Genomic DNA, 21,166 nt, shown 5'->3' on the forward strand with positions numbered 1-21,166 from the left:
CATTCTTTATTATACGATTGAACCGTACTATTGTGCCAACGGCGTTGATGTAGGCTCTAGTGCGTCGCCTGCTTTTCCGGGCTCAATAAGCTGATCGATAGGTGTTCCTGCGTTCATCCAGTTATCAATCAACAGCTTGGCATTACTCAAATCCTCTTCATTAACGATATCATAGAATACCCCGTCAATACGGGTGCCATCTCCCATTACCGTAAAGCTGGAGATATCCATCTCTTTACCACCCATGATTTTTTTGGCCAGACTAATAATCATAGAAGGCTGCATGTCTGTCTTGAAGTTTTCACCCATGATATCTAGCAGTGATGAGATATTTCCAATTTGATTGAATGATAACATCTTATTCGCGGCTACATCAAGAAATACCTGTTGTCGCTTCGTGCGGTTGAAATCGCTATCCTCACGGTATCTTACGTAGTTTAAAGCATCTACACCGTTATAGCTTGATTTCCCGCCGATAATCGTAAACTTTTCGTGATCCTTGCCCTTATTGACTATGTCTTTCTTAATAGGTAGCGGAACACCGCCAATCGCATCTACTACATCCTTCAACCCTTGAAAATTAATGGTGGCGTAATACTCAATATCATGACCGAGAAGGGCTTCGAGCGTATCTTTAGCCATTTGTTGGCCGCCGAAGGCATAGGCATGAGTGATTTTATCCTTCTTATTGTCATCATGTCCGATAATCTCTGTGTACGTATCCCGCGGAATCGAGATCAGCAGGACCTTAGCATCCTCTGGACGGACAACAGCATAAATCATTGTATCCGAACGCGCCGTTTCTTTATCACGCTGATCCGTACCCAACAACATTAGAGAAAAGGGCTCATTTTTGTAAACAATCGGTTCGGGTTTAATTGAATTGTTCTCGTTGACCAGCGGCACGTAAGATTCCTTTTCCAGCGTCGCCTTGACTTGGTCTGACAAGAACAAATCAAAGGCCAGCACAGTCAGCGGCTTGCGGAATAGAAAAGCTCCTGCTGCAATCAGCAGAACAACTATAAGGGCAATGTATCTTTTTTTCATTTTTTTCATTGGATTAATTCCTTCTTTATTCTAAAATAAAAAATAATGGCTGGCGACGATAAACAATATTTATATTGTAATCACTAAAATAAAAAGAAACAACAAAAATCGACAGCGGAGATTGCTACATATCTATTCATAATTACAATTTGTACAGTATGTGTTTGATTCTTGATTCCCAAGACATACTTAAATAAAATCCGTAATCGAACAGCCTGGCTGTCTCTTGAAACCGCTCCTGGCTAGTTTCCGCGCCCATCACTACTGCTATCAAGCGTTGCCCGTCCCGGTGTGCAGTTCCTGCAAAGCAGTAGCCGGTTCGGCTGTCAAATCCTGTTTTTAACCCGTCATTTCCTTCATAGGCATACGCACCGCCCATCTCAGGAAGCATAGAATTCATATTGCTTACATACAGGCCTTTGCCCGTTAGTTTCATTTGAGTCAGACTGGAGGTGTTGAGGACTTCGGGATGGGTTCGGATTAGAGACATTGCGAGCGTAGCTGTGTCCTTAGCCGTCAGCATAGTTTCTCCGTTACCATACCCTGGTGGGCGATTCGGACCTAAATCTTTACCCGAAAGTCCCGAAGCATTCGCGAATACAGACCTTGGGGACAAGCCCAGACTACGGGCTTTATTATTCATCATTACTACAAAAGAGTTCTCCGAACCGGCTATGTGCTCTGCCAGGGCTACAGCAGCATCATTCGCTGAATATACAGCTATTCCTTGAAAGAGTTCACGCAACGTGTACGATTCGCCGCGATTGAGAGACAGCGTTACACCGCCAACACTGCTGGCATATAAACTAATTGGAACTCTCTCTTCCCAGCGGCTTTTACCCTCGGATATACGGTCGAGTACAATTAACTCGGTCATCATCTTAGACATACTGGCTGGAGGCATAGAGGCATCCCCATTCACATCCATCCAAATATGACCGGTATTCATATCCATCAGAACTGCAGCGCTAGACTTAATATTAGGTTTAAAATCAAATACGCCCGACTTGTAAACTATGAACAGGGTTGCGATCAACAGTGCTGCTGAACCCCAAATTACATTCCGTCTATTCATCAAATAATTCCCCCATATTATATATGACGAATGAAACAGCGTTTTGATTTCATTTTCCGAAAAATTAAATTATTTTTCCCTTATATAAGTCCTATCACCATAAAAGGTACTGAAGAAACCTCTTCTAATCCACATCCTTAATCCACCATTTTGCAGGTTCAATAATAGCACTCATAGAATTAACATGAACCCCTTGAAGACGTTTATTCACAGGGATGATAGACTCGCGCTCAGCAACAAAAATCATCGGCACTTCCTCGTTAATATATTTCTGCCAGTCATAATATACTTGCTTGCGGTATTCCTTATCGTATGACTTCATGCTCACACCGGCTCGAATCAACTCTTCATTTCTTTCAGAGGACCAACGCGGGTAATTCCACGGATCGTCCTTTCTCCAGAGTCCGGATGGATCGGGGTCGCTTGCTAATCCCCATACTCCGTTAAACAACTCTATAGTGGGATCGTCGCTCTCCACAGCATCATAGAAAGGATTTAGTTCCTTCAAGGTTCCTCCATTCAGTCTTACATCCAGCCCCACTTCTCGCCAGTTCTGTAGAATAGCCTCTGTACGTGACTCTGCCATGGTGCTGCCTATCATACCGTCATAGTTAATCACGAAGGGCTTCCCTTTAGGATCTTCGCGAAAACCGTCTTTGTCGATATCGATATAGCCCGCTTCATTGAGCAATTCTTTAGCTTTATCTGGATTATAAGGGTATTGATTAATTTGGTCTTCAGGAATCTTCGCCCAGCTTGTCCCGGGGATCGGGGTCTCTACAAGTTTACCCAAGCCGTAAGAGTAATTTTTAATTAGACTGGCCCGGTCAAGCGCATAATACATCGCCTGGCGTAATCTTTTATCGGCAAATTTGGGGTTGTCCATCTTAATTACTTCCTCTTTATTATTCCAAGATCCGAATTTGAAGCCTATATATTCATATGACAACTCGGGGGTCTGCAGCAGGTTCACATTATCAAGATTCTTAAGCTGCTTATAGGCATCACGGGGAGCATCCTCTATATCAATCACGCCTTGTTTAAAGAGCTCTACGATTTGTTTATCATCGAACACCTTGTAGAGTACTCCGTCAAGCAGAGGCTTCCCCTTGTAATAATCGTCAAAACGCTTCATCTCAACGTATTCACCAGGCTTGATGCTAGTGATCTTAAAAGGCCCGATCCCGATAGGATTGACCCTCATCTGGTTGCTGTCTTCCATTTCTTTAACGGGTATGCCCGTATAATATTTTTTGTTCATTGGGTAAGACCATAGGTTATCAATGGTATTCACGCGCGCTGAAGTTACTGTAATTCTTAAGGTATAAGGATCAATTACGGTTAACCCGCTAATGGTTGTAGCTTTCCCTGTATGGTAAGCCTCTACGCCCTGAATCATTTCCACACTATAATAACGCGGCCCGGTATAATCAGGACTTGCGATCACTTCAAGGGCAAATTTCCAATCCTCCACCGTCAATTCATCCCCATTATGCCAACGAACACCCGGTTTGATTTTGAAAGTGAATGTTATGTGATCCTCGGATTCCTGCCAAGTCGCAATGTTAGGTACTGTGGTTAGATCATCTTTTACAGCAAACATAGATTCCGTAGTGAATTCCAGTGCGTAAAGATCATCATCCCCTTCGTAAAAAGCAGGCTCGAACAATCCCTGAAACGGGGAGGAGTAACCATAAGTAATGATTCCGCCAGCCTTCGGTTGAGCGTTTCCCTCAGAATCTGTCATTCCGGGAGCCCCGTCTCCACCTGCCGAATTCCCAGGGGTTGCAGCTCCGGAACATGCCGACAGCAGCAGCGCCCAGAGTAACATCAGCATGGCTCCACTTCTTATCTTATTGTTCATGTGTTCCTTCCCTTCCGTTACTGATCAATCTAACTAGTGATACTTCCTATAGTTACTATAATAAACCAATGGTAAATTGAATATATTTTTTATCCTATGAGTGGAATAAATATTAACCTTAACAAAAATTTTGACATCCTACAATTTGTAAAATATTGCATATCCTAAAAAAGAGCCTGCCACATGGACAGACTCTCCTGAATATTATTTGGGTTGTTCAGCTGTTATCTCCATCATAAACAATACTTAGTCCCTCTACATATTTCCGCTGCATCAGCTTCTTTTTCTTCCGATTCTCCTTGCTCTCAAAAATAATATCGAAATCATAATCGTCCGGGTACAGCTCATCTTTGGAAATATACGGTTTAAGGCGCTTATGGTTGATGGACATTTTTTGCTTCTGAATCATGACACCCACCATACCCAGACTGTTTCTTTTCTCAAAAACAATTCCGGTTCTCCCCAATGAGCTGACGTATACAGCATCCCCAATCTCAAAAGACTGCGGCAGCGCCTTCCCATCCTGCTCTTTCTCATCGACATGATCGGCTTGAACTTCAACATCAATTCCTATATCTGTTGGGTCTCTTTGCACTTTCAGTTGTTGTCGCTGCATATGAGCATCCCGATACCCCTGCTCCACACGCTGTTCCTTTACAATTTGCTTCGAGCGCTCAATAACTGACAGATCAATACCCAGCTTCTCAGCAATTTGCAGTGCGTAGCTCTCTCCCGCTTCACCAATGGTCAACCGGTATAAAGGCTGCAGAGTATCCTTATCAAACTCCATTCGAGCATTTTGAAATCCCGGTGTGCCAGCCGCGAAGGCTTTTAACTCATTAAAATGCGTAGTGACAATAATATTCGCACCTCTGCGGCTGAGTTCCTCCAGAAGAGCGGTAGATAGGGCTATACCTTCACCAGGGTCCGTCCCGGCGGCCAATTCATCAATGAGCAGCAGCACACCCTTGCCGGCGCCGCGCAGCATTTCCTCAATACTCTTCATCTGTGCTGAAAAAGTACTCAGTGACTGAGTTAAGCTCTGACCGTCACCGATAACACTCATTACATCAGAGAAAACGGTAAATTCACTGCCTTCCTCCACGGGAATAAGCATTCCAGATTGAGCCATCAGGGTCAGGATACCGAGTGTTTTGAGGACCACAGTCTTTCCACCGGTGTTAGGCCCGGTTACAATGAGGGATTTATATCCTTTTCCAAATTCCAGACTGATCGGTATCATTCCTTGCAGCATGGGGTGTCTCCCCCCAATCATCCGCATAAATCCCCTTTCATTTAACTTAACCGCTGTGGCACCAAGAGTACGGGCATACTTCGCTTTGGCAAATATAAAATCATACGTACCCGTCACCTCGATGTTAAGCCGCAGGGATACCCCTTCCTGCTCGACCAGATCGGTTAGTCGGCCTAAGATGATCGCTTCCTCCCGGGCTTCATCAGCCAGCAACAAATCCAATTCTCCTTGTAAGGCAGCAACCTCATCCGGCTCTATGAACACCGTTTGCCCACTTGTAGATTGATCGAGCACCGAACCCTTGACCTGCTTATGATATTCCCGTTTCACAGGAATTACGTAGCGTCCATTCCGCATGCTGTAGATATTCTCCTGTAGAATGGACTGATGCCGCGACATGACACCTTCAATCTTCTTATGGAGCCGCTCTTTGGCTACGTTCAGCCTCTTGCGAACCTTCTCCAACCCCTTACTGGCCCCGTCATCAATAGATCCGAAGCGAATACAGCGGGTAATCTCATCTTTCACATGACTCAGCTCCAGTAGTGAGGAAGCATAGGCCCCGATCCGTGGCGCGGTTTGTTCCTTGGAGGCCATGTATTTACGGAGCTGGGTGCAGCTATTTAGAAAAGTACCCACTGCCGTGAAATCCTGCTCATTATAGAGATATCCTGTTCCCATCAGCGACATGATCCATTCAATCCCTTCCAGGGAAGGGAGCGGGATACTGGATCCCTTTTCAAGCAGTTCCTTAGCCTCCGCCGTCTCTTCCATTGCTCTGTGTATGGATGTCAGGTATGTCATAGGTTGTAAATTGCTAATATGCTCTTTCCCGGCATAAGATACGGCATAACGCGCCAAGTCCTCTTTAATTTGTTCGTATTCAAGGGTACGTAAACTTTGTGAATTCATCATTATTTCCTCCTTTAGCTCTCTTCCTGTAATCAACAACCGCAATCTCCCGATAGCACAAAAAAAGGGCAAAGAACGCCACTATGGCAGTCTTCGCCCTCATTTGTTAGGTGTTTCTCTTGTCTTTTCAAGTCTTCCCTGAACGTTTGCCCCCGGGTACCTGAAAACAGAAAAAACCGTGCTGCAAGAGCACGGTTTATCACAAAGAGAAACAGCCGTAAAGAGGCCATTTGACGCTTCGCGTGTTCTTAACTAATCATCCACCCTTCAAGTAATTAGACTTCGTAGTGAAACAGACTCAAACAAGGCATATATTGTCGCCCAAAAAAATGAGTCCTCTACAATTACTTTAAGGTGATATGAAATTGCTTAGTTAAGAACGGCCACCAACATCAAAATTTCCCCTTCAGTTATAGGATACTTGTAATTTACTACATTCCTATGCTGACGTCAAACAGATACAAAGCAATTCAGCACCCATATTATACCGTTCATTTGATCCGCAACTTGTCCATGCAGAGCCCCGAAGAATGTATTCTGCAGTTCAATGATCACCTGACCGCCGTCCGCAATCAGTTGTTCATAGATCTTTTTGGTTTCTTCCTCGTTATCCAATTGCATAATAAGCCTTACATTCTCACCCTTGGGTGTTCTGCCGAACGGATCGGCAAAGTGAATCAGCGTCTGTCCAATATGTAACTCAGCATTAAGCAATTTCCCGTTATGTTCATTTAATATCTTAATTTCTCCACCAAAAACACTTTGGTAATATTCAATGGATTCCTGTACTTGATCTACAACAATATAGGGACTTGCACTTAACATCCTTACGCCTCCTAGTAGTCTAATACTAACATCATCAACGTACACCCCGTTATTATATTAAATTTACTCCGGACGTGCAAAAGAACCCCATTGGGGCATTTCGATGCTTATTTGAGCAAATAAAAAGACAGCCGGCTTCCCGGCTGTCTTGACGAGCATCCTATTCCGTTGTGTAAGGCAGCAGCGCGATTTGACGCGAGCGCTTAACAGCGATTGTCAGAGCACGTTGATATTTTGCACTAGTTCCTGTTACACGACGCGGCAAAATCTTTCCGCGTTCGCTGATGAACTTCTTAAGAAGCTCAGTATCTTTATAATCAATGTGAGTAATTTTGTTCACAGTGAAAAAGCAAACTTTCTTACGCTTGTTGCGTCCACCACGACGTGCCGGTCTTTTGTCGTTGTCAGCGCCTTCTCTTGGTTTAAAAGCCATGTTCTGTTCAGTCCTTCCTTATTAAAATGGCAAATCATCGTCCGATATATCGATCGGTTTTCCATCGCCCGAAAAAGGATCTTGATTATTGTTGGTGTTACGTGAGAAATTGTTGTTGCTATTTCCACGTCCACTGTTGCCGCCGCCACCACCGAAGGAAGGCTCTTCTGGAGCACTACCACCACTTGAAGCATTTCCACCTTCACGGTTCTGCGTAGATTCCAGGAAACGGACATTATCAGCAATAACTTCAGTGACGTATACACGTTTACCTTCGTTATTCTCGTAATTCCGAACTTGGATACGTCCTTCTACTGCTGTCAGTCGGCCTTTGCGCAAATAATTGGCACAGGTTTCCGCCAGCTGTCTCCAGGTAACTACCGGGATGAAGTCCGCCTCGCGTTCGCCGCCTTGAGTTGCGAACTGACGGTCTACGGCAAGCGTAAACTGCGTTACAGCCACACCTTGAGGTGTATAGCGAAGTTCCGGGTCACGGGTCAACCGACCAATCAGAATGATACGGTTCAACAATAGGGTCTCCTCCTTTTGAGCGTTTTGGTTACAAAGCGTTACAAGATCTTAAGCTACATCGTTCGTAATGAGATAACGAATAACTTCGTCAGAAATCTTCATGAGACGTTCTAATTCAGTAACTACTGCAGGTTCTGCAGTAAAGTTAACCAAAACGTAGAATCCATCACGGAATTTCTTGATCTCATACGCAAGACGGCGTTTACCTTGCACATCGTGCTTTGTAATTTCCCCGCCATTGGAGATGATGCCTTGGAATTTTTCGACTGCTGCTTGAACGACTTCTTGCTCAATGTCAGGACGAATAATGTACATCACTTCATATTTGCGCATAATTTTCACCTCCTTATGGTCTGAGGCCCCTAAACACGTTAGGAGCAAGGAACGAGCACAAACACAAACTCGCACCATATTAATATACCAAAAAGTACAAGCCAATGCAAGTTATATTATACAGTCTTTAATATCCACCCGGTTTAGTACATGAAGATCACTCTGGGAACACACAATATAGGGGGTATCATTTTCTACAGAAAGGAGGGATATCATGGGCGAAAAAACTGAATATGAAGCAGGCGATAAGGCACCAAATCCCGGAATTTATACGGAAGTGGGAGAAGCACGAAGCTTCCATACTCAAATCACACATCCAAACCGTATTGAAATGGAAAAGGGCGACACCTTTCCTCATACAACTAACAAGAACCGCAAGTGGAAAAAGGCTGAGAAGGCTCGGGTGCACTAATTTAGGTGTTCATGTATAAACTTTAGCAGTTCGACCCATACTATTCTCAGGCAGTACAAAAGAGAGGTGTGGTTCCGTTGGACGTTTTAGTCGAACACGAACACAGGAATTCTGATTTGGCACCTATTGTCAGCAAGGAAGTGTAATAAGAGTATTGTCTTAAAAAAGCAATACTCCTGAGCAGTCCTGTAACATTAGCGGCTTATACAGAGAAATTCCAACATCATTAATGTACTGCCTCTAAGGAGGGTCCCGAAAGGGGCCCTCCTTTTGTTGTATTAACTTCAACAGTGCTATAAACATCAAAAAATCCCCCACCTTAGAGACGAAGGATTGATTATTTGTTATTTAGAGTAAAGATGGCGGAGAGGGTGGGATTCAAACCCACGCACGCTGTGACAGACCTAACTTATTTCGAGTCAGCCCCCTTGAGCCTTGAGCACCTCTCCGCAGGACCCTTTGAAATCATTTGCATTTGCTCATATCATTCTACGTATTATCTAGTATTTGCTTGTTTAGGTTCATCGCGCAATAGGTTTCTTGCCGGAATACCTACAGCAGAAGCATTGTTAGGCACATCTTTAACAACTACGGACATGGCACCAATGTTTACGTCATCGCCAATGAATACGGGACCAAGGATCTTGGAACCCACACCAATAAAGGCTCTATCACCGATAACGGGTTCACCTAAGCTATTTCTGCCGCCAATAGTGACTTGATGAAAGATAGTAGCATTTCTGCCGATCACCGCTTTATGGCTAATGATGATACCGTTTAGGCCATGCGGCAGATGAAGCGCGTCACCGATCTTTGCTTGTGCATGTAATTCTCCATTAGAAAGGATTCGGACAAAAGCTAAGTCCATCAGCTTATAGAGCATCCATAGCGGCTTCTTTACTACTTTGCTTTTTAACTGGTAATGTACCCAGTTACCAAAGCGATACGTAAACAGAACCATAATCGTTTGTGGATTCTTGCGATTGGCTTTCAAGTCCGTTTTGAATGATCTAATCATTTTGTCGTCCTCCTCCTCTTTTAGAATCTACTTCCATTGTATGACAATAACCTCTATAAAGCCTGGTTTACATATACAATATCACCATTTTGCTGAATACAATAAATAATTTATTTTATTTTTAAACAATAATCAACCATACATTACCACTTATTTGTATAATCATGCCTGAGTAGTCTATTAATTTAATGATGAGTTGCTCTTTCACCTGTTCGCTTGTCCATTTTCCTTGCATTCATAAGAAAAACCTCCTACATGAATTTCATGTAGAAGGTTAATTAGTTAGGTATCAGGAATCATCTAGGTACGCACCATCGACGATTATGTATAATAACTAGAGATGGCGGAGAGGGTGGGATTCGAACCCACGCACGCTGTGACACGCCTAACTGATTTCGAGTCAGCCCCCTTGGGCCTCTTGGGTACCTCTCCGCAGCAAGAATTATTGTATCATGGAGCATGTTCATTTGCAAGTTAATTATTGCCCTAACGGACCTTCTGCCGATCGTAGAACCTTCTTCATATTTTTCTCAAATTTTGCCCGGGGAATCAAGACGCTATGCTGACACCCTGTACATTTTATCCGGATATCCATTCCCATACGGATAATTTCCATCTCATTCGTGCCGCATGGATGCTGCTTTTTCATCTGCACGACATCACCTAACTGGAAGGTCTTCCGCTCCACCACATTAATCGCCCCTTCTCCTGATCTCTTTCCCATACTTACGGCTTACAGACCATGCCTAGGTCAATGAGCTGTATTGCCCCTAGGAGTCTGTATGCGCCCTTTTCTAACCAAGCAGATAAATGGTCATACCTGCCCTGTCTCTAAGCCACCCTGCCGCTCCAGCGCTTGCTTGATATCGCTTTGGATTTGACGTTCAGCTACATCACGAGCATTTGGCATACAGCTAACGGCCACCCGTATAACATATTCTGAAGTACTCATGGACTGTATCCCCAGCACACTTGGATAAGCTAATATACTCTCATTGCGCTCTTCAATCCCCCTGAGAGCCTCACCTATTATTCCCAGAGTAGCCTCCAGGCCCCGTTCTATTTTTACAGGAACATCAACCACTGCCAGTGCATTAGCTAGCGAATAATTCGTCACATTGATAATGGTACCATTCGGGATTATATGTACTTCACCAGTACTGCTAAGCAGCCGGGTCGTGCGCAAACCGATCATTTCTACAGTTCCCTTGTAAGTACCCGTCTGAATGACATCCCCAACGGCGAATTGATCCTCCAGGATAATAAAGAATCCGGTAATAACATCCTTAACGAGACTTTGTGCACCGAAACCTACGGCTAATCCTAATACACCAGCTCCAGCCACTAAAGGCCCGAGATTAAAGTTAAACTCTGATAATATAAGAAAAACCACAACAAAATTACAAATGATCGACACTACATTCTTCAGCAGTTCACCTACGGTTTGAAACCTTCGGCTATTAGTTAACAACCGCGTACTAGCCTTACGCTGTAGAGAACGGTCAATCATATTATCGACTACTCTTATAATTATTCTGGATAGTATGAGTATGATTATGATCCGTATTCCTGAAAAGAGTACATGCATCCACATATCGACATCGGTTAGCCAGTTCCAAAGCTTGTCCTTGAACTGGAGAGCTTGCTTCACTGCCTGCTCAGGCGAAGTGTTTTCGAGCAACCGCATATTCATTAACTCCTCTCCTCCTTATTCCCAAACCAATGTGTAACCCTCCATTACATTTTTGCTGAAGATCCCACGGATTTCAATGTCCTGCTCTACCACTATTTTTTTCACTTCTTCAAGTCCTGACTGGAAAAATTGAATCGACATCGCACATCCAGCCGTGATCTCTTTGGGTGTCGGAAAGATATCAATCTCGATCTCTGCATATTCAAGCAGCATTTCAGCGCGAAGCGCCTGCTGGGTAGAGTCAAAAGCAATTAACATCTCATTATCCATTACAACGCCCCCATTAGGTTTCTTGTCCTATCTCTATTCGACCCAAGTATAAAATGGCTCTTTCATCCATATACTAGATATTAGAAGGAAACATATATCAACGAAATAGAATTAGCCTGGAAAGGAAGATGACATGACTTATTCTTCAAATACCTCACCTTTGGAAGAACCTTCTGGTTTAAAAATATCACATGCTGATCCCGAAATCTATTCAGCGATCATCCACAGATTACTTTTCCATTTTTCACGCACTCGTCCAGGGACTCAAATTGTTATTGTTTGTATCGGTACAGACCGTTCTACAGGCGACTCTCTCGGCCCTTTGGTCGGGACGGCTTTGTCTCGTTTCCATAGTCCGTTGTTTCATTTGTATGGAACTCTGGAAGAGCCTGTCCATGCCGTTAATCTTGAAGAGACTTTAGCTCTTATTAACCAGAAATATATTAACCCTTTCATAATAGGTATTGATGCTTGCCTTGGACATTCAACCAGCGTTGGGTGTATCCAGGTAGTTGAAGGTCCGCTGAAACCCGGTGCAGGTGTAAACAAACAATTGCCGCCGGTCGGCAATATCCACTTAACGGGAATCGTCAATGTCGGCGGCTTTATGGAATACTTTGTACTTCAAAACACCAGATTAAGCTTAGTTATGCGTTTATCGGACATTATTGCTTCCAGCCTCTATTCAGCATTGAAGCAATGGCACCAACATTCTTCTAAACCCGCTGCAGCGCGAGAGCTATAACCTCTTTTTCTTCAGGAGAAAGAGAGTACTGTGACTCTCCCGCTAATAAGGGTTTCGAATATATATATGAGTTCTCACGGTTATGCAAACTTGTAAGCACTACTCCATTACGGTTATCGTCAATGATTGCCATTGAAAAGCTGAGGTCATTTCCGCGTTCTCCAAATGCATTGTAACGTTTCATCGCGACATTTGATTTCATTCCACGAATTTTTTCCTGTGCCGATTGCAGAATGTCTTTATGCTTCCGTTGTTCTTCCTCCAGCATATCACCTTGATTTCTCAGTTGTACAAGTAGGCCTTCCAGATCCTCTACTCCGCTCTCAGTCATCATAGCCTCATACCTGCGCTTCATCTTACGGAGCTTACTTCCTTGGAGAAGCACGATGATTAGCAACAAAGCAATAAAACCGGAAAAACCTATAATAAACCACGACAATTGCTCATTTATGAATTGATTCAGTTCAGACATGGGTTGACCATCCTTCTATATTATCTGTAACTACCTTTACCATATAAATCATCCATAGCGGCCAGCATTCTACTAATATCCCCCTTAGTCGAACTTACACCCACACTAGCTCTTACAGCACCACTTTCGAGCGTGTTAACAGCTTTATGTGCCAAAGGGGTACAATGCAGTCCTGCACGAACTGCTATTTGATATTCTCTATCCAATCGGTGAGCAATTTGTGCAGACTCCTGCCCTTGAATTACAAATGAAACAATACCGGTCCGGGGACTTCCAAGTGCCGGGCCAAGTAATCTTATCCCTGGAATACCAGCCAGTCCCTCCATCAACATTTGCGTCAGCTCCCATTCCCGTTCATGAATAGGATCTAGTCCAATTGCCTTCACCTTTTGCACACCTGCCAAAAGACCAGCAATCCCTACCGTGTTTTGAGTGCCTGCTTCATATCTGTCCGGGCGCACGGATGGTTGTTCACTATTCTCCGACTGGCTCCCTGTACCCCCATGTACTAATGGTTCCAGGTCTACTCGCGGAGAAATATAAAGCCCCCCTGTTCCTTGCGGGCCAAGCAGCCCTTTATGTCCGGGAAAAGCAAGAAGATCGATATTCATTGTTCCCACATTGATATCCAAAGATCCTGCACTCTGAGCTGCATCCACCAAAAAAATTGCCCCATGAGATTTCGATATATCACCTATATCTCCTATAGGCAAAATACTTCCAAGAAGATTTGAACTATGGCTGCAAATAACCATTTTTGTGTTTGGTTTAAAAGCTTGCTGCAACTCCCGTAAATCAAGACGTCCTTCTTCATCAACTTGTAAATAATCAATGGTGATCCCTATGGTTCTACGTAAATATTCCAGTGGTCTACGAACAGAGTTGTGTTCAGACATTGTGGAAATGACATGATCTCCTCTGCCTAAACTTCCTTTAATAGCCATATTTAAAGCTACCGTTGTATTATGTGTGAAGGCGATATCCTGTGCATTTGCAATTGCAAAAAGTTCAGCGAGCACACTCCGCGCTCTTACAAGCACTCTTCCCGCCCCCATCGCTAGGGTATGATTCCCTCTACCAGCATTTGCTCCGGATACATTTAGGGCATTCAACATCGCCTCTGCTACCTCCGGTGGTTTAGGCCATGAAGTAGCTGCATGATCCAAGTACAGGAGTTCTGTCAACTCGATCCCCCCTCTGTATACTTTTTCAACACTTTTCGTTTAAAAAACATATCCTTCGCTATCCGGTACGGATATCTCAGGATATGTTCTAAGTTCATCCATTTATTAATTCCCCAATAACTCCAAAAGTCTTTCTAAGTCTTGAGAACTGTAATAATTAAGTTCGATTTTACCTTTTTCTTTGCCCTGTTTTATTTTGACCGTAGTTTTGAATCTTTCACGTAATGTTTCTTCAACATTATCAATGTAAGGATCACGTTTTACGATCTTGGCTTTTATTCCATTAGCAGGTTTACGATCAAGGTTCTTTACCGTTTCTTCAAGTTCTCTAACACTCCACTGTTGTTCAACACATTGGTCTGCAAGTTGCTTCACTAATTCTACATCTTTCAAAGCCACTATTGCGCGGGCGTGACCCATCGAAATTGTTCCACGTGAAACATAATCTTTAACCTCTTCGGGTAAAGTAAGTAGTCGCAGAAAGTTAGCGATATGTGGTCTCGATTTCCCCACCTTAAGTGAAAGCTCTTCTTGTGTAAGTGAGAACTGATCCATTAAGCCTTGATAGGCTACTGCAATTTCCATTGCATTTAGGTTCTCACGCTGTAAATTCTCAATGAGTGCAATCTCCATAACCTGCTGGTCACTGAGACTTCTTACAACTGCCGGGATCGTCGCTTTCCCACAATATTGGGAAGCTCGGAATCTGCGTTCACCAGCAATGATTTCATAACCTTTCAGTACACTTCTTACGATGATAGGCTGTATTACGCCATGCTGACGGATAGATTCAGCTAACTCTTGAATCGCCTCTTCATTAAAATCCTTACGGGGCTGATAGGGATTGGCGCGAAGTTGTCCAAGTGGAATCTCCACTACCTTATCATCTTCGTTAATGGATAAGGATGGAATAAGTGCATCAAGTCCTTTTCCCAAACGTTTACTCATAAGATATCACTTCCTTCGCCAACTCTAGATATACTTCCGCTCCTTTGGAACGGGGGTCATAGGTGATGATCGACTGTCCATGAGAGGGTGCCTCACTTAGACGGATATTACGAGGAATAATCGTCCGATATACCTTTTCTTGAAAATACTTCTTTACCTCTTCTATTACTTGAATCCCTAGATTGGTACGGGCATCAAGCATGGTTAATAATACCCCTTCTATCATTAGATGAGGGTTTAGATTTTTCTGGACTAATCGAACGGTGTTTAGTAACTGGCTAAGTCCTTCCAGCGCGTAGTACTCACACTGTATTGGAATAATTACGGAGTCTGCTGCTGTAAGTGAGTTAATGGTTAAAATTCCCAGAGAAGGTGGACAATCAATGATTACGTAATCATAATTCCCTTTAACCGCATTCAAGGCCTTTTTTAGACGTAATTCTCTAGATATAGTGGATACTAATTCAATTTCCGCCCCTGCCAGCTGTATTGTGGCTGGAATGATATGCAATCCATCAATCATGGTTTCTAAAATCGTTTCTGCTGGATCCACTTCATTAATTAAAATGTCATATATGCAGTTTGCTACATCCGCTTTATTGACGCCAACCCCACTGGTCGTGTTGCCTTGTGGATCGATATCAACAAGAAGAACTCTCTTCCCTAGAGTTGCCATACCGGCACCTAGATTTACAGAGGTCGTTGTTTTACCGACACCGCCTTTTTGATTTGCTATGGCAATAATCTTGGACACTTCATTCACCTCGAATAGTTAGGAACAATCTTCTGTAGGTCGTTATATCTGCTTATATTTTTTGAGTGTAAGTATAACAGGAGCCAAGCCATGAAAAAAGCGGCCGTTCACCTCAGGGCCGCCTTCAGCTTTGATAACATTTATCTTTTTGGGATTTGAATGACTATCTCGTAATGATCTCCGCGGTCATTCTCTGATGTCTTAATTTCCAGACCCGAGCCTGAGACCATATCAATGGATTGACGAATTGTATTCAGAGCTAGACGAACATCCTTGGTAAAGGAGATCCGTTTTGATTTTTTGTTTTTGGTAACTTCTTTGTAAAATGCTATTCGAGCTTCTGTTTGTTTTACATTTAGTTCTTTTGTGATGATTTCTGCCAAGACCTTTAATTGCATTTCTTCACTGTCCAAAGATAAAAGCGATCTCGCATGTCTCTCTGTGATCTTACGTTCCATCAATGCTGTCTTTACTTGTTCAGGCAGTTGAAGTAGACGAATCTTATTGGCAATGGTTGACTGACTTTTCCCAAGTCTTTGTGCCAAGCTTTCCTGAGTAAGGTTATGAAGATCTATCAGCTTCTGATAAGCGAAGGCTTCTTCAATAGAGGTCAAGCCCTCTCGCTGCAGATTTTCAATGAGTGCAATAGACGCAGCCTGTGAATTATTGAATTCACGAACAATCGCGGGAATCGTCTCCATGCCCAGCTTTTTAACCGCACGCCAGCGTCGTTCCCCGGCAATAATCTCATACTGTGAGTCACGCATACGCACAACTATAGGCTGAATTACTCCATGCGTTTTAATAGTCTGGCATAGCTCATCTATCTTATCATCATCAAAAATGGTCCGAGGCTGATATGGACTGCTGATAACTTCATGAACTGGGATCTGTTTGATTTCTTCTCCGCTGCTCCGCTCAGTGAATCCAAAAAGTTTGGTGAATTGATCTTTCATTCCGTTCATAACCACCTAATTTCGTTATAGTACGATCTTCTTGACCTTCAACCCGGGAAAAGCACATCGTACGGCTTCAGAACAGTCTGCTACTCTATGTAAATTTCCAAAGAGCAGCGGATCTACGCATTTCTTGACCTACTCTATCATTCTATCACTTTTCTACTCATAATCCTATTCTCCATGAGGACCATTTTTTCCTGCCTGAGCACAAACCGTTTTATTCAAAAAAAGAGCACCTCATCCATGAAGAACCATGGTAGAAGTGCTCTTTCAACCTTTTTCATATGCAAATATTGTTTCACGTGAAACATTTAGATCAAGGGTGATTTGGCTGGTAAGCCAGCTTTACGCGGATATTTTGCCGGTGTTACTCCCGTTTTTTGAATCAAAATAATATGACGAGCCGACTCTTCGACAGGCAGACTAAAAGACTCCACTTTCTCTAAGCGTCCACGTAATTCTTTAAGGCTGTATTTTGCTTCTGCCAATTCCTCTGATGGATCACTGCCTTTCATAGCTGCAAACCATCCATCCTTGCGAACAAATGGAAGACAAAACTCATTCAACAGTGCAAGTCTGGCTACAGCGCGGGCGGTAACCAAATCATAGGCATCTCGATGTCCGGATTGGCGAGCCACATCTTCAGCCCGGCCGTGTATCAATTGTACTTCATCCAGCTTAAGCTCATTAGATACATGCTGGAGGAAAGATATTCTTTTGCTCAGAGAATCAACAATGGTTAACTTAAGATGCGGGAAACATATCTTTAGAGGAATCCCCGGGAATCCAGCACCTGAGCCGATATCCGCCATACTCTTTATATCGTTGAACTTAAAGTGAAAAGCTAAGGATATAGAATCATAAAAATGTTTTGTATATACCTGATCCCTCTCAGTTATCCCCGTAAGATTCATCTTTTCATTCCAAGATACTAATTCCTTATAATAGGTCTCAAATTGTTCCAGTTGTAAAGGTGTAAGGGTAATTCCTTTGTCTTGCAAAAGCTGTGTGAATTGTATTACTGTAGCATCCATTATTTATCCTTTCGCCGCCGTAACCCGATTATAGTGTTCCAAGTAAACGAGAAGAATGGATACATCTGCGGGTGTTACCCCAGAGATCCGTGAGGCTTGACCGATAGATATCGGACGGATTTTGGTGAGCTTTTGTTTTGCTTCAATAGCCAGTCCGTGTATATCCGTATAATCGATATCATCCGGTATTTTCTTCTTCTCCATCTTTTGCAAACGCTCAACATGCTGCAGTTGCTTTTCAATGTAACCCGCATACTTGATTTGAATGCCTACCTGTTCTTTCATTTCCTCGTCCAATTCAACCGGTGAAGGTGACACTGCATCAACGAAGCTATAGTCTAACTCCGGACGACGCATTAGTGTAAGCAAGTTGCTTCCATCTACAATAGATGCAGATTGCATTCCTTCTAATATGGAGTTAACCTCAACAGGCTTCACTTTTGTTTCTTGTAGTCTTTTCACTTCTTGATCTACCCGTTCCTTTTTCTCGCTAAAGATATCATAACGTTGCTGAGGGATCAGACCAATGTCATAACCAATAGGAGTTAAGCGCAAGTCTGCATTGTCATGACGCAGCAATAGACGATATTCCGCACGGGAAGTGAGTAAGCGGTAAGGTTCATTAGTTCCTTTTGTAACTAGGTCATCTATTAATACACCAATATATCCTTGTGAACGATCAAGAACGATTGGTTCTTTATCTTGTACTTTACGGGCTGCATTAATACCAGCCATAACACCCTGTCCCGCTGCTTCCTCATAACCGGAGGTGCCATTAATTTGCCCGGCTGTAAACAAGCCTGGGAGACGTTTGGTTTCTAGTGAAGGCCATAGCTGAGTTGGAACCATAGCATCATACTCAATAGCGTAACCATTACGCATCATTTCTACCTTCTCCATCCCCGGGATAGACCGAAGAATGGCTAGCTGCACATCTTCAGGAAGACTGGTGGACAACCCTTGTACATAGTATTCCGATGTGTTTTTTCCTTCTGGCTCCAGAAAGATTTGATGCTTGGATTTATCACTAAAACGCACTACTTTATCTTCAATAGAAGGGCAGTAACGCGGACCGGTTCCTTCAATAATTCCTGTGAACATAGGTGCTCGGTGCAGGTTATCATTAATGATCTGGTGTGTGACTTCAGATGTATAGGTTAACCAGCATGGGAGCTGTTCATTCTGGGAAGACTTCGTCTCAAAGGAGAAAAATTTAGGCTTGTCGTCTCCCGGTTGAATTTCAGTTTTAGTAAAATCAATGGTGTCTCTATGCACGCGAGGTGGCGTACCGGTCTTAAATCGAACCAGATCAAAACCTAATTCACGCAAATTTTCAGCCAATCGAACGGAAGGCTGTTGGTTGTTTGGTCCGCTCTCGTAGGTCAGTTCACCCATGATAACCTTGCCCCGTAGATAAGTTCCGGTGGTTAAAATAACCGTTTTACTATGATAGGAAGTTCCGGTTTTGGTGACAACACCGGCACAACGTCCATCTTCTACAATCAGCGTTTCAACCATTCCTTGGCGTAAAGTTAGGTTTGGTGTTTTTTCCATCGTTTCTTTCATCGCATGCTGATAGAGAAACTTATCGGCTTGTGCACGCAGAGCATGAACTGCCGGGCCTTTTCCTGTGTTCAGCATACGTAGTTGAATGAAGGTCTTATCTATATTGCGACCCATTTCTCCACCGAGCGCATCAATTTCGCGCACTACATGACCTTTGGCAGGTCCGCCTATGGATGGATTGCAGGGCATAAATGCAACCATATCCAGGTTAATTGTAATCATCAGCGTATTGCAGCCCATCCGAGCTGCTGCCAGTGCTGCTTCGCAGCCGGCATGACCGGCGCCAATGACGATTACGTCATAGTTGCCTCCATCATAACTCATGTCCTGTCTCCTCCTAAATGTGGTTTATGAAGCAATGCTTCTAATTAATGTTATTTACCTAAACAAAATTGTGAGAAAATCTGATCAAGCAGTGAATCCGCAGCAGTATCCCCTACAATCTCACCAAGTTGCTCCCAGGCTAGGCGTACATCTATCTGTATCATATCAATAGGGACAAGCAGATCAGCAGCTTCATATGCATCTTGAAGAGATTGATACGCTTTTTTAAGCAAAGCAATATGTCTAACGTTACTAACATATGTCAAGTCGCCCGATTCAAGCTTGCCGCCGAAAAAGAGTGTAGAAATGGCGTCCTCCAGTTTATCGAGACCTTCCTCTTCAATAACAGACATAGGCACTATATTTGTAGATTCAAAATATCGAAGCAGAACTTCCTGGTCCAGTTTGGACGGTAAGTCCATTTTATTCATGATCACTAAGACTTGTCTACCGCTGATTTGTTCCATTAAAGCCAATTCATCCTCATGAAGAGGTTCATTAGCATTTAGTACTAGCAGAATTAGGTCCGCCTCACTAAAAGCAGCTCTTGAGCGTTCAACACCAATTTTCTCAACCACGTCCATCGTTTCCCGTATCCCGGCAGTATCAAGCAGCTTAAGCGGTATATTATTAATGGTAACGTACTCTTCAATAACATCTCTGGTCGTTCCTGGAATATCGGTCACGATGGCTTTATTGTCACGGGCAAGAGCATTTAGCAATGAGGATTTACCTACATTGGGTCGGCCAATAATAGCTGTTGTGATACCCTCACGTAGAATTTTACCTTCATTTGCTGTCTTAAGCAGCTTATTAATGCCATCCATTCCTTCACGGCTTTTGGTTTTAATGAACTCTGAAGTAAGGGATTCCACATCATGCTCCGGGTAATCAATATTCACTTCAATATGAGCCAAGGTCTCAATTAGACTATGTCTTAAAGCATGGATTCGTTGTGACAAAGAGCCGCTTACCTGCTTCAATGCAATAGAAAAGGCCCGATCCGACTTAGAGCGAATCAGATCAATAACAGCTTCCGCCTGTGACAAATCGATACGTCCATTTAAAAATGCCCGTTTGGTAAACTCTCCTGGTTCCGCGAGTCGAATATCCTGCTGAAGTAACAGATCCATGACTCTTCTAACGGATATAACCCCACCATGAGCACTAATCTCTACAACATCTTCTGTGGTAAAGGACCGTGGAGCTTTCATAACAGTTACCAATACTTCTTCTATATTTTCTCCATCACCGGGGCTAACAATATGCCCATAATGAACCGTGTGAGACTCTACCTCAATCAGTGGAATCCGGCTGCGGAACAAAGGTGCTACTTGGGATATAGCCTCGGGACCGCTCACGCGGATGATGGCTATCCCTCCTTCACCTAACGCCGTAGATACAGCAGCAATAGTGTCACTAAGCATGATATCATTCACCCCTATCTCTATCTGTAACTTATTAGTTGTTAAATCTTTTGCCTATTCTAAAAAAACAATGACCCCTTAGAGT

Annotated in this window: 22 protein-coding genes and 2 tRNA genes; 2 read left to right on the forward strand and 22 right to left on the reverse strand. The window is 43.3% G+C overall.

The genetic code is table 11. The features are described 5' to 3' along the window. Positions 1-27 precede the first annotated feature (27 nt). The 8 genes from J2T20_RS09865 to rpsF all read right to left on the reverse strand — a co-directional run bounded on the left by J2T20_RS09865 (position 28) and on the right by rpsF (position 8,275). Positions 28-1,056, reverse strand: coding sequence for an LCP family protein (locus J2T20_RS09865; protein WP_307587878.1), 1,029 nt, complete (start codon positions 1,054-1,056; stop codon positions 28-30). 133 nt (positions 1,057-1,189) lie between these two features. Further along, a complete protein-coding gene (locus J2T20_RS09870) occupies positions 1,190-2,122 on the reverse strand; it encodes a D-alanyl-D-alanine carboxypeptidase family protein (protein ID WP_307587879.1) in 933 nt (310 codons plus the stop codon). Between the two features lie 124 nt (positions 2,123-2,246). Next, complete coding sequence (gene opp4A, locus J2T20_RS09875; protein WP_307587880.1) at positions 2,247-3,986, reverse strand: oligopeptide ABC transporter substrate-binding protein; 1,740 nt, start codon at positions 3,984-3,986, stop codon at positions 2,247-2,249. Positions 3,987-4,203: 217 nt separating this feature from the next. Further along, a complete protein-coding gene (locus J2T20_RS09880) occupies positions 4,204-6,153 on the reverse strand; it encodes an endonuclease MutS2 (RefSeq protein ID WP_373457784.1) in 1,950 nt (649 codons plus the stop codon). 450 nt (positions 6,154-6,603) lie between these two features. Next, positions 6,604-6,978 (reverse strand): VOC family protein, encoded by a 375-nt coding sequence (locus J2T20_RS09885; RefSeq protein WP_307587884.1) that lies wholly within the window; start codon positions 6,976-6,978, stop codon positions 6,604-6,606. A gap of 160 nt (positions 6,979-7,138) precedes the next feature. Further along, complete coding sequence (rpsR, locus tag J2T20_RS09890) at positions 7,139-7,411, reverse strand: 30S ribosomal protein S18 (protein ID WP_036651767.1); 273 nt, start codon at positions 7,409-7,411, stop codon at positions 7,139-7,141. A 21-nt stretch (positions 7,412-7,432) separates the two neighbouring features. After that, entirely contained in the window at positions 7,433-7,942 is a 510-nt protein-coding gene (ssb, locus tag J2T20_RS09895) for a single-stranded DNA-binding protein (RefSeq protein ID WP_307587887.1), read from the reverse strand. Positions 7,943-7,990: 48 nt separating this feature from the next. After that, complete coding sequence (rpsF, locus tag J2T20_RS09900) at positions 7,991-8,275, reverse strand: 30S ribosomal protein S6 (RefSeq protein WP_036651761.1); 285 nt, start codon at positions 8,273-8,275, stop codon at positions 7,991-7,993. A gap of 214 nt (positions 8,276-8,489) precedes the next feature. On the opposite strand from rpsF, the gene J2T20_RS09905 reads away from it, so the two are divergent. Further along, complete coding sequence (locus tag J2T20_RS09905) at positions 8,490-8,687, forward strand: YjzC family protein (protein WP_036651758.1); 198 nt, start codon at positions 8,490-8,492, stop codon at positions 8,685-8,687. Positions 8,688-9,047: 360 nt separating this feature from the next. On the opposite strand, the gene J2T20_RS09910 is transcribed toward J2T20_RS09905, so the two are convergent. The 6 genes from J2T20_RS09910 to J2T20_RS09935 form a co-directional block, all read right to left on the reverse strand. Beyond that, positions 9,048-9,136, reverse strand: a tRNA-Ser gene (locus tag J2T20_RS09910). Between the two features lie 47 nt (positions 9,137-9,183). Then, positions 9,184-9,705 carry a serine O-acetyltransferase gene (locus tag J2T20_RS09915; RefSeq protein WP_307587891.1) on the reverse strand — a complete coding sequence of 174 codons (522 nt, stop codon included), beginning with the start codon at positions 9,703-9,705 and terminating at the stop codon, positions 9,184-9,186. A gap of 341 nt (positions 9,706-10,046) precedes the next feature. Continuing rightward, positions 10,047-10,137: transfer RNA gene (locus J2T20_RS09920), tRNA-Ser, on the reverse strand. 46 nt (positions 10,138-10,183) lie between these two features. Further along, positions 10,184-10,393, reverse strand: a complete 210-nt coding sequence (locus J2T20_RS09925) for a DUF951 domain-containing protein (protein ID WP_307587954.1) — start codon at positions 10,391-10,393, stop codon at positions 10,184-10,186. 126 nt (positions 10,394-10,519) lie between these two features. Then, complete coding sequence (locus J2T20_RS09930) at positions 10,520-11,398, reverse strand: mechanosensitive ion channel family protein (RefSeq protein WP_307587893.1); 879 nt, start codon at positions 11,396-11,398, stop codon at positions 10,520-10,522. Between the two features lie 15 nt (positions 11,399-11,413). After that, positions 11,414-11,668, reverse strand: coding sequence for a DUF3343 domain-containing protein (locus J2T20_RS09935; protein WP_307587895.1), 255 nt, complete (start codon positions 11,666-11,668; stop codon positions 11,414-11,416). Positions 11,669-11,801: 133 nt separating this feature from the next. Here J2T20_RS09935 and yyaC point away from each other — a divergent pair, with 133 nt between their 5' ends. Further along, a complete protein-coding gene (gene yyaC, locus J2T20_RS09940) occupies positions 11,802-12,413 on the forward strand; it encodes a spore protease YyaC (protein ID WP_307587897.1) in 612 nt (203 codons plus the stop codon). On the opposite strand, the gene J2T20_RS09945 is transcribed toward yyaC, so the two are convergent. The 8 genes from J2T20_RS09945 to mnmE form a co-directional block, all read right to left on the reverse strand. Then, positions 12,385-12,885 carry a DUF4446 family protein gene (locus tag J2T20_RS09945; protein WP_307587899.1) on the reverse strand — a complete coding sequence of 167 codons (501 nt, stop codon included), beginning with the start codon at positions 12,883-12,885 and terminating at the stop codon, positions 12,385-12,387. The two genes, yyaC and J2T20_RS09945, sit on opposite strands and share 29 nt — an antisense overlap. A gap of 20 nt (positions 12,886-12,905) precedes the next feature. Continuing rightward, entirely contained in the window at positions 12,906-14,069 is a 1,164-nt protein-coding gene (locus J2T20_RS09950) for an aminotransferase class V-fold PLP-dependent enzyme (RefSeq protein ID WP_307587901.1), read from the reverse strand. A gap of 105 nt (positions 14,070-14,174) precedes the next feature. Next, the gene (locus J2T20_RS09955) at positions 14,175-15,017 is read right to left on the reverse strand and encodes a ParB/RepB/Spo0J family partition protein (protein WP_307587903.1); all 843 of its coding nucleotides are present in this window, start codon (positions 15,015-15,017) and stop codon (positions 14,175-14,177) included. Beyond that, on the reverse strand, positions 15,010-15,771 hold the full coding sequence (locus J2T20_RS09960) for a ParA family protein (RefSeq protein ID WP_307587905.1): 762 nt from the start codon (positions 15,769-15,771) through the stop codon (positions 15,010-15,012). The genes J2T20_RS09955 and J2T20_RS09960 overlap by 8 nt, the downstream gene beginning before the upstream one ends. Positions 15,772-15,911: 140 nt before the next feature. Continuing rightward, complete coding sequence (gene noc / locus J2T20_RS09965; RefSeq protein WP_307587907.1) at positions 15,912-16,727, reverse strand: nucleoid occlusion protein; 816 nt, start codon at positions 16,725-16,727, stop codon at positions 15,912-15,914. A gap of 314 nt (positions 16,728-17,041) precedes the next feature. After that, complete coding sequence (gene rsmG, locus J2T20_RS09970) at positions 17,042-17,764, reverse strand: 16S rRNA (guanine(527)-N(7))-methyltransferase RsmG (RefSeq protein WP_307587909.1); 723 nt, start codon at positions 17,762-17,764, stop codon at positions 17,042-17,044. Between the two features lie 3 nt (positions 17,765-17,767). Further along, positions 17,768-19,654 (reverse strand): tRNA uridine-5-carboxymethylaminomethyl(34) synthesis enzyme MnmG, encoded by a 1,887-nt coding sequence (mnmG, locus tag J2T20_RS09975; protein WP_307587911.1) that lies wholly within the window; start codon positions 19,652-19,654, stop codon positions 17,768-17,770. 50 nt (positions 19,655-19,704) lie between these two features. Beyond that, entirely contained in the window at positions 19,705-21,081 is a 1,377-nt protein-coding gene (mnmE, locus tag J2T20_RS09980) for a tRNA uridine-5-carboxymethylaminomethyl(34) synthesis GTPase MnmE (RefSeq protein ID WP_307587913.1), read from the reverse strand. Between the last annotated feature and the right edge of the window lie 85 nt (positions 21,082-21,166).

It is taken from the genome of Paenibacillus wynnii (assembly GCF_030812855.1).
Taxonomy (GTDB): domain Bacteria; phylum Bacillota; class Bacilli; order Paenibacillales; family Paenibacillaceae; genus Paenibacillus_AQ; species Paenibacillus_AQ wynnii_A.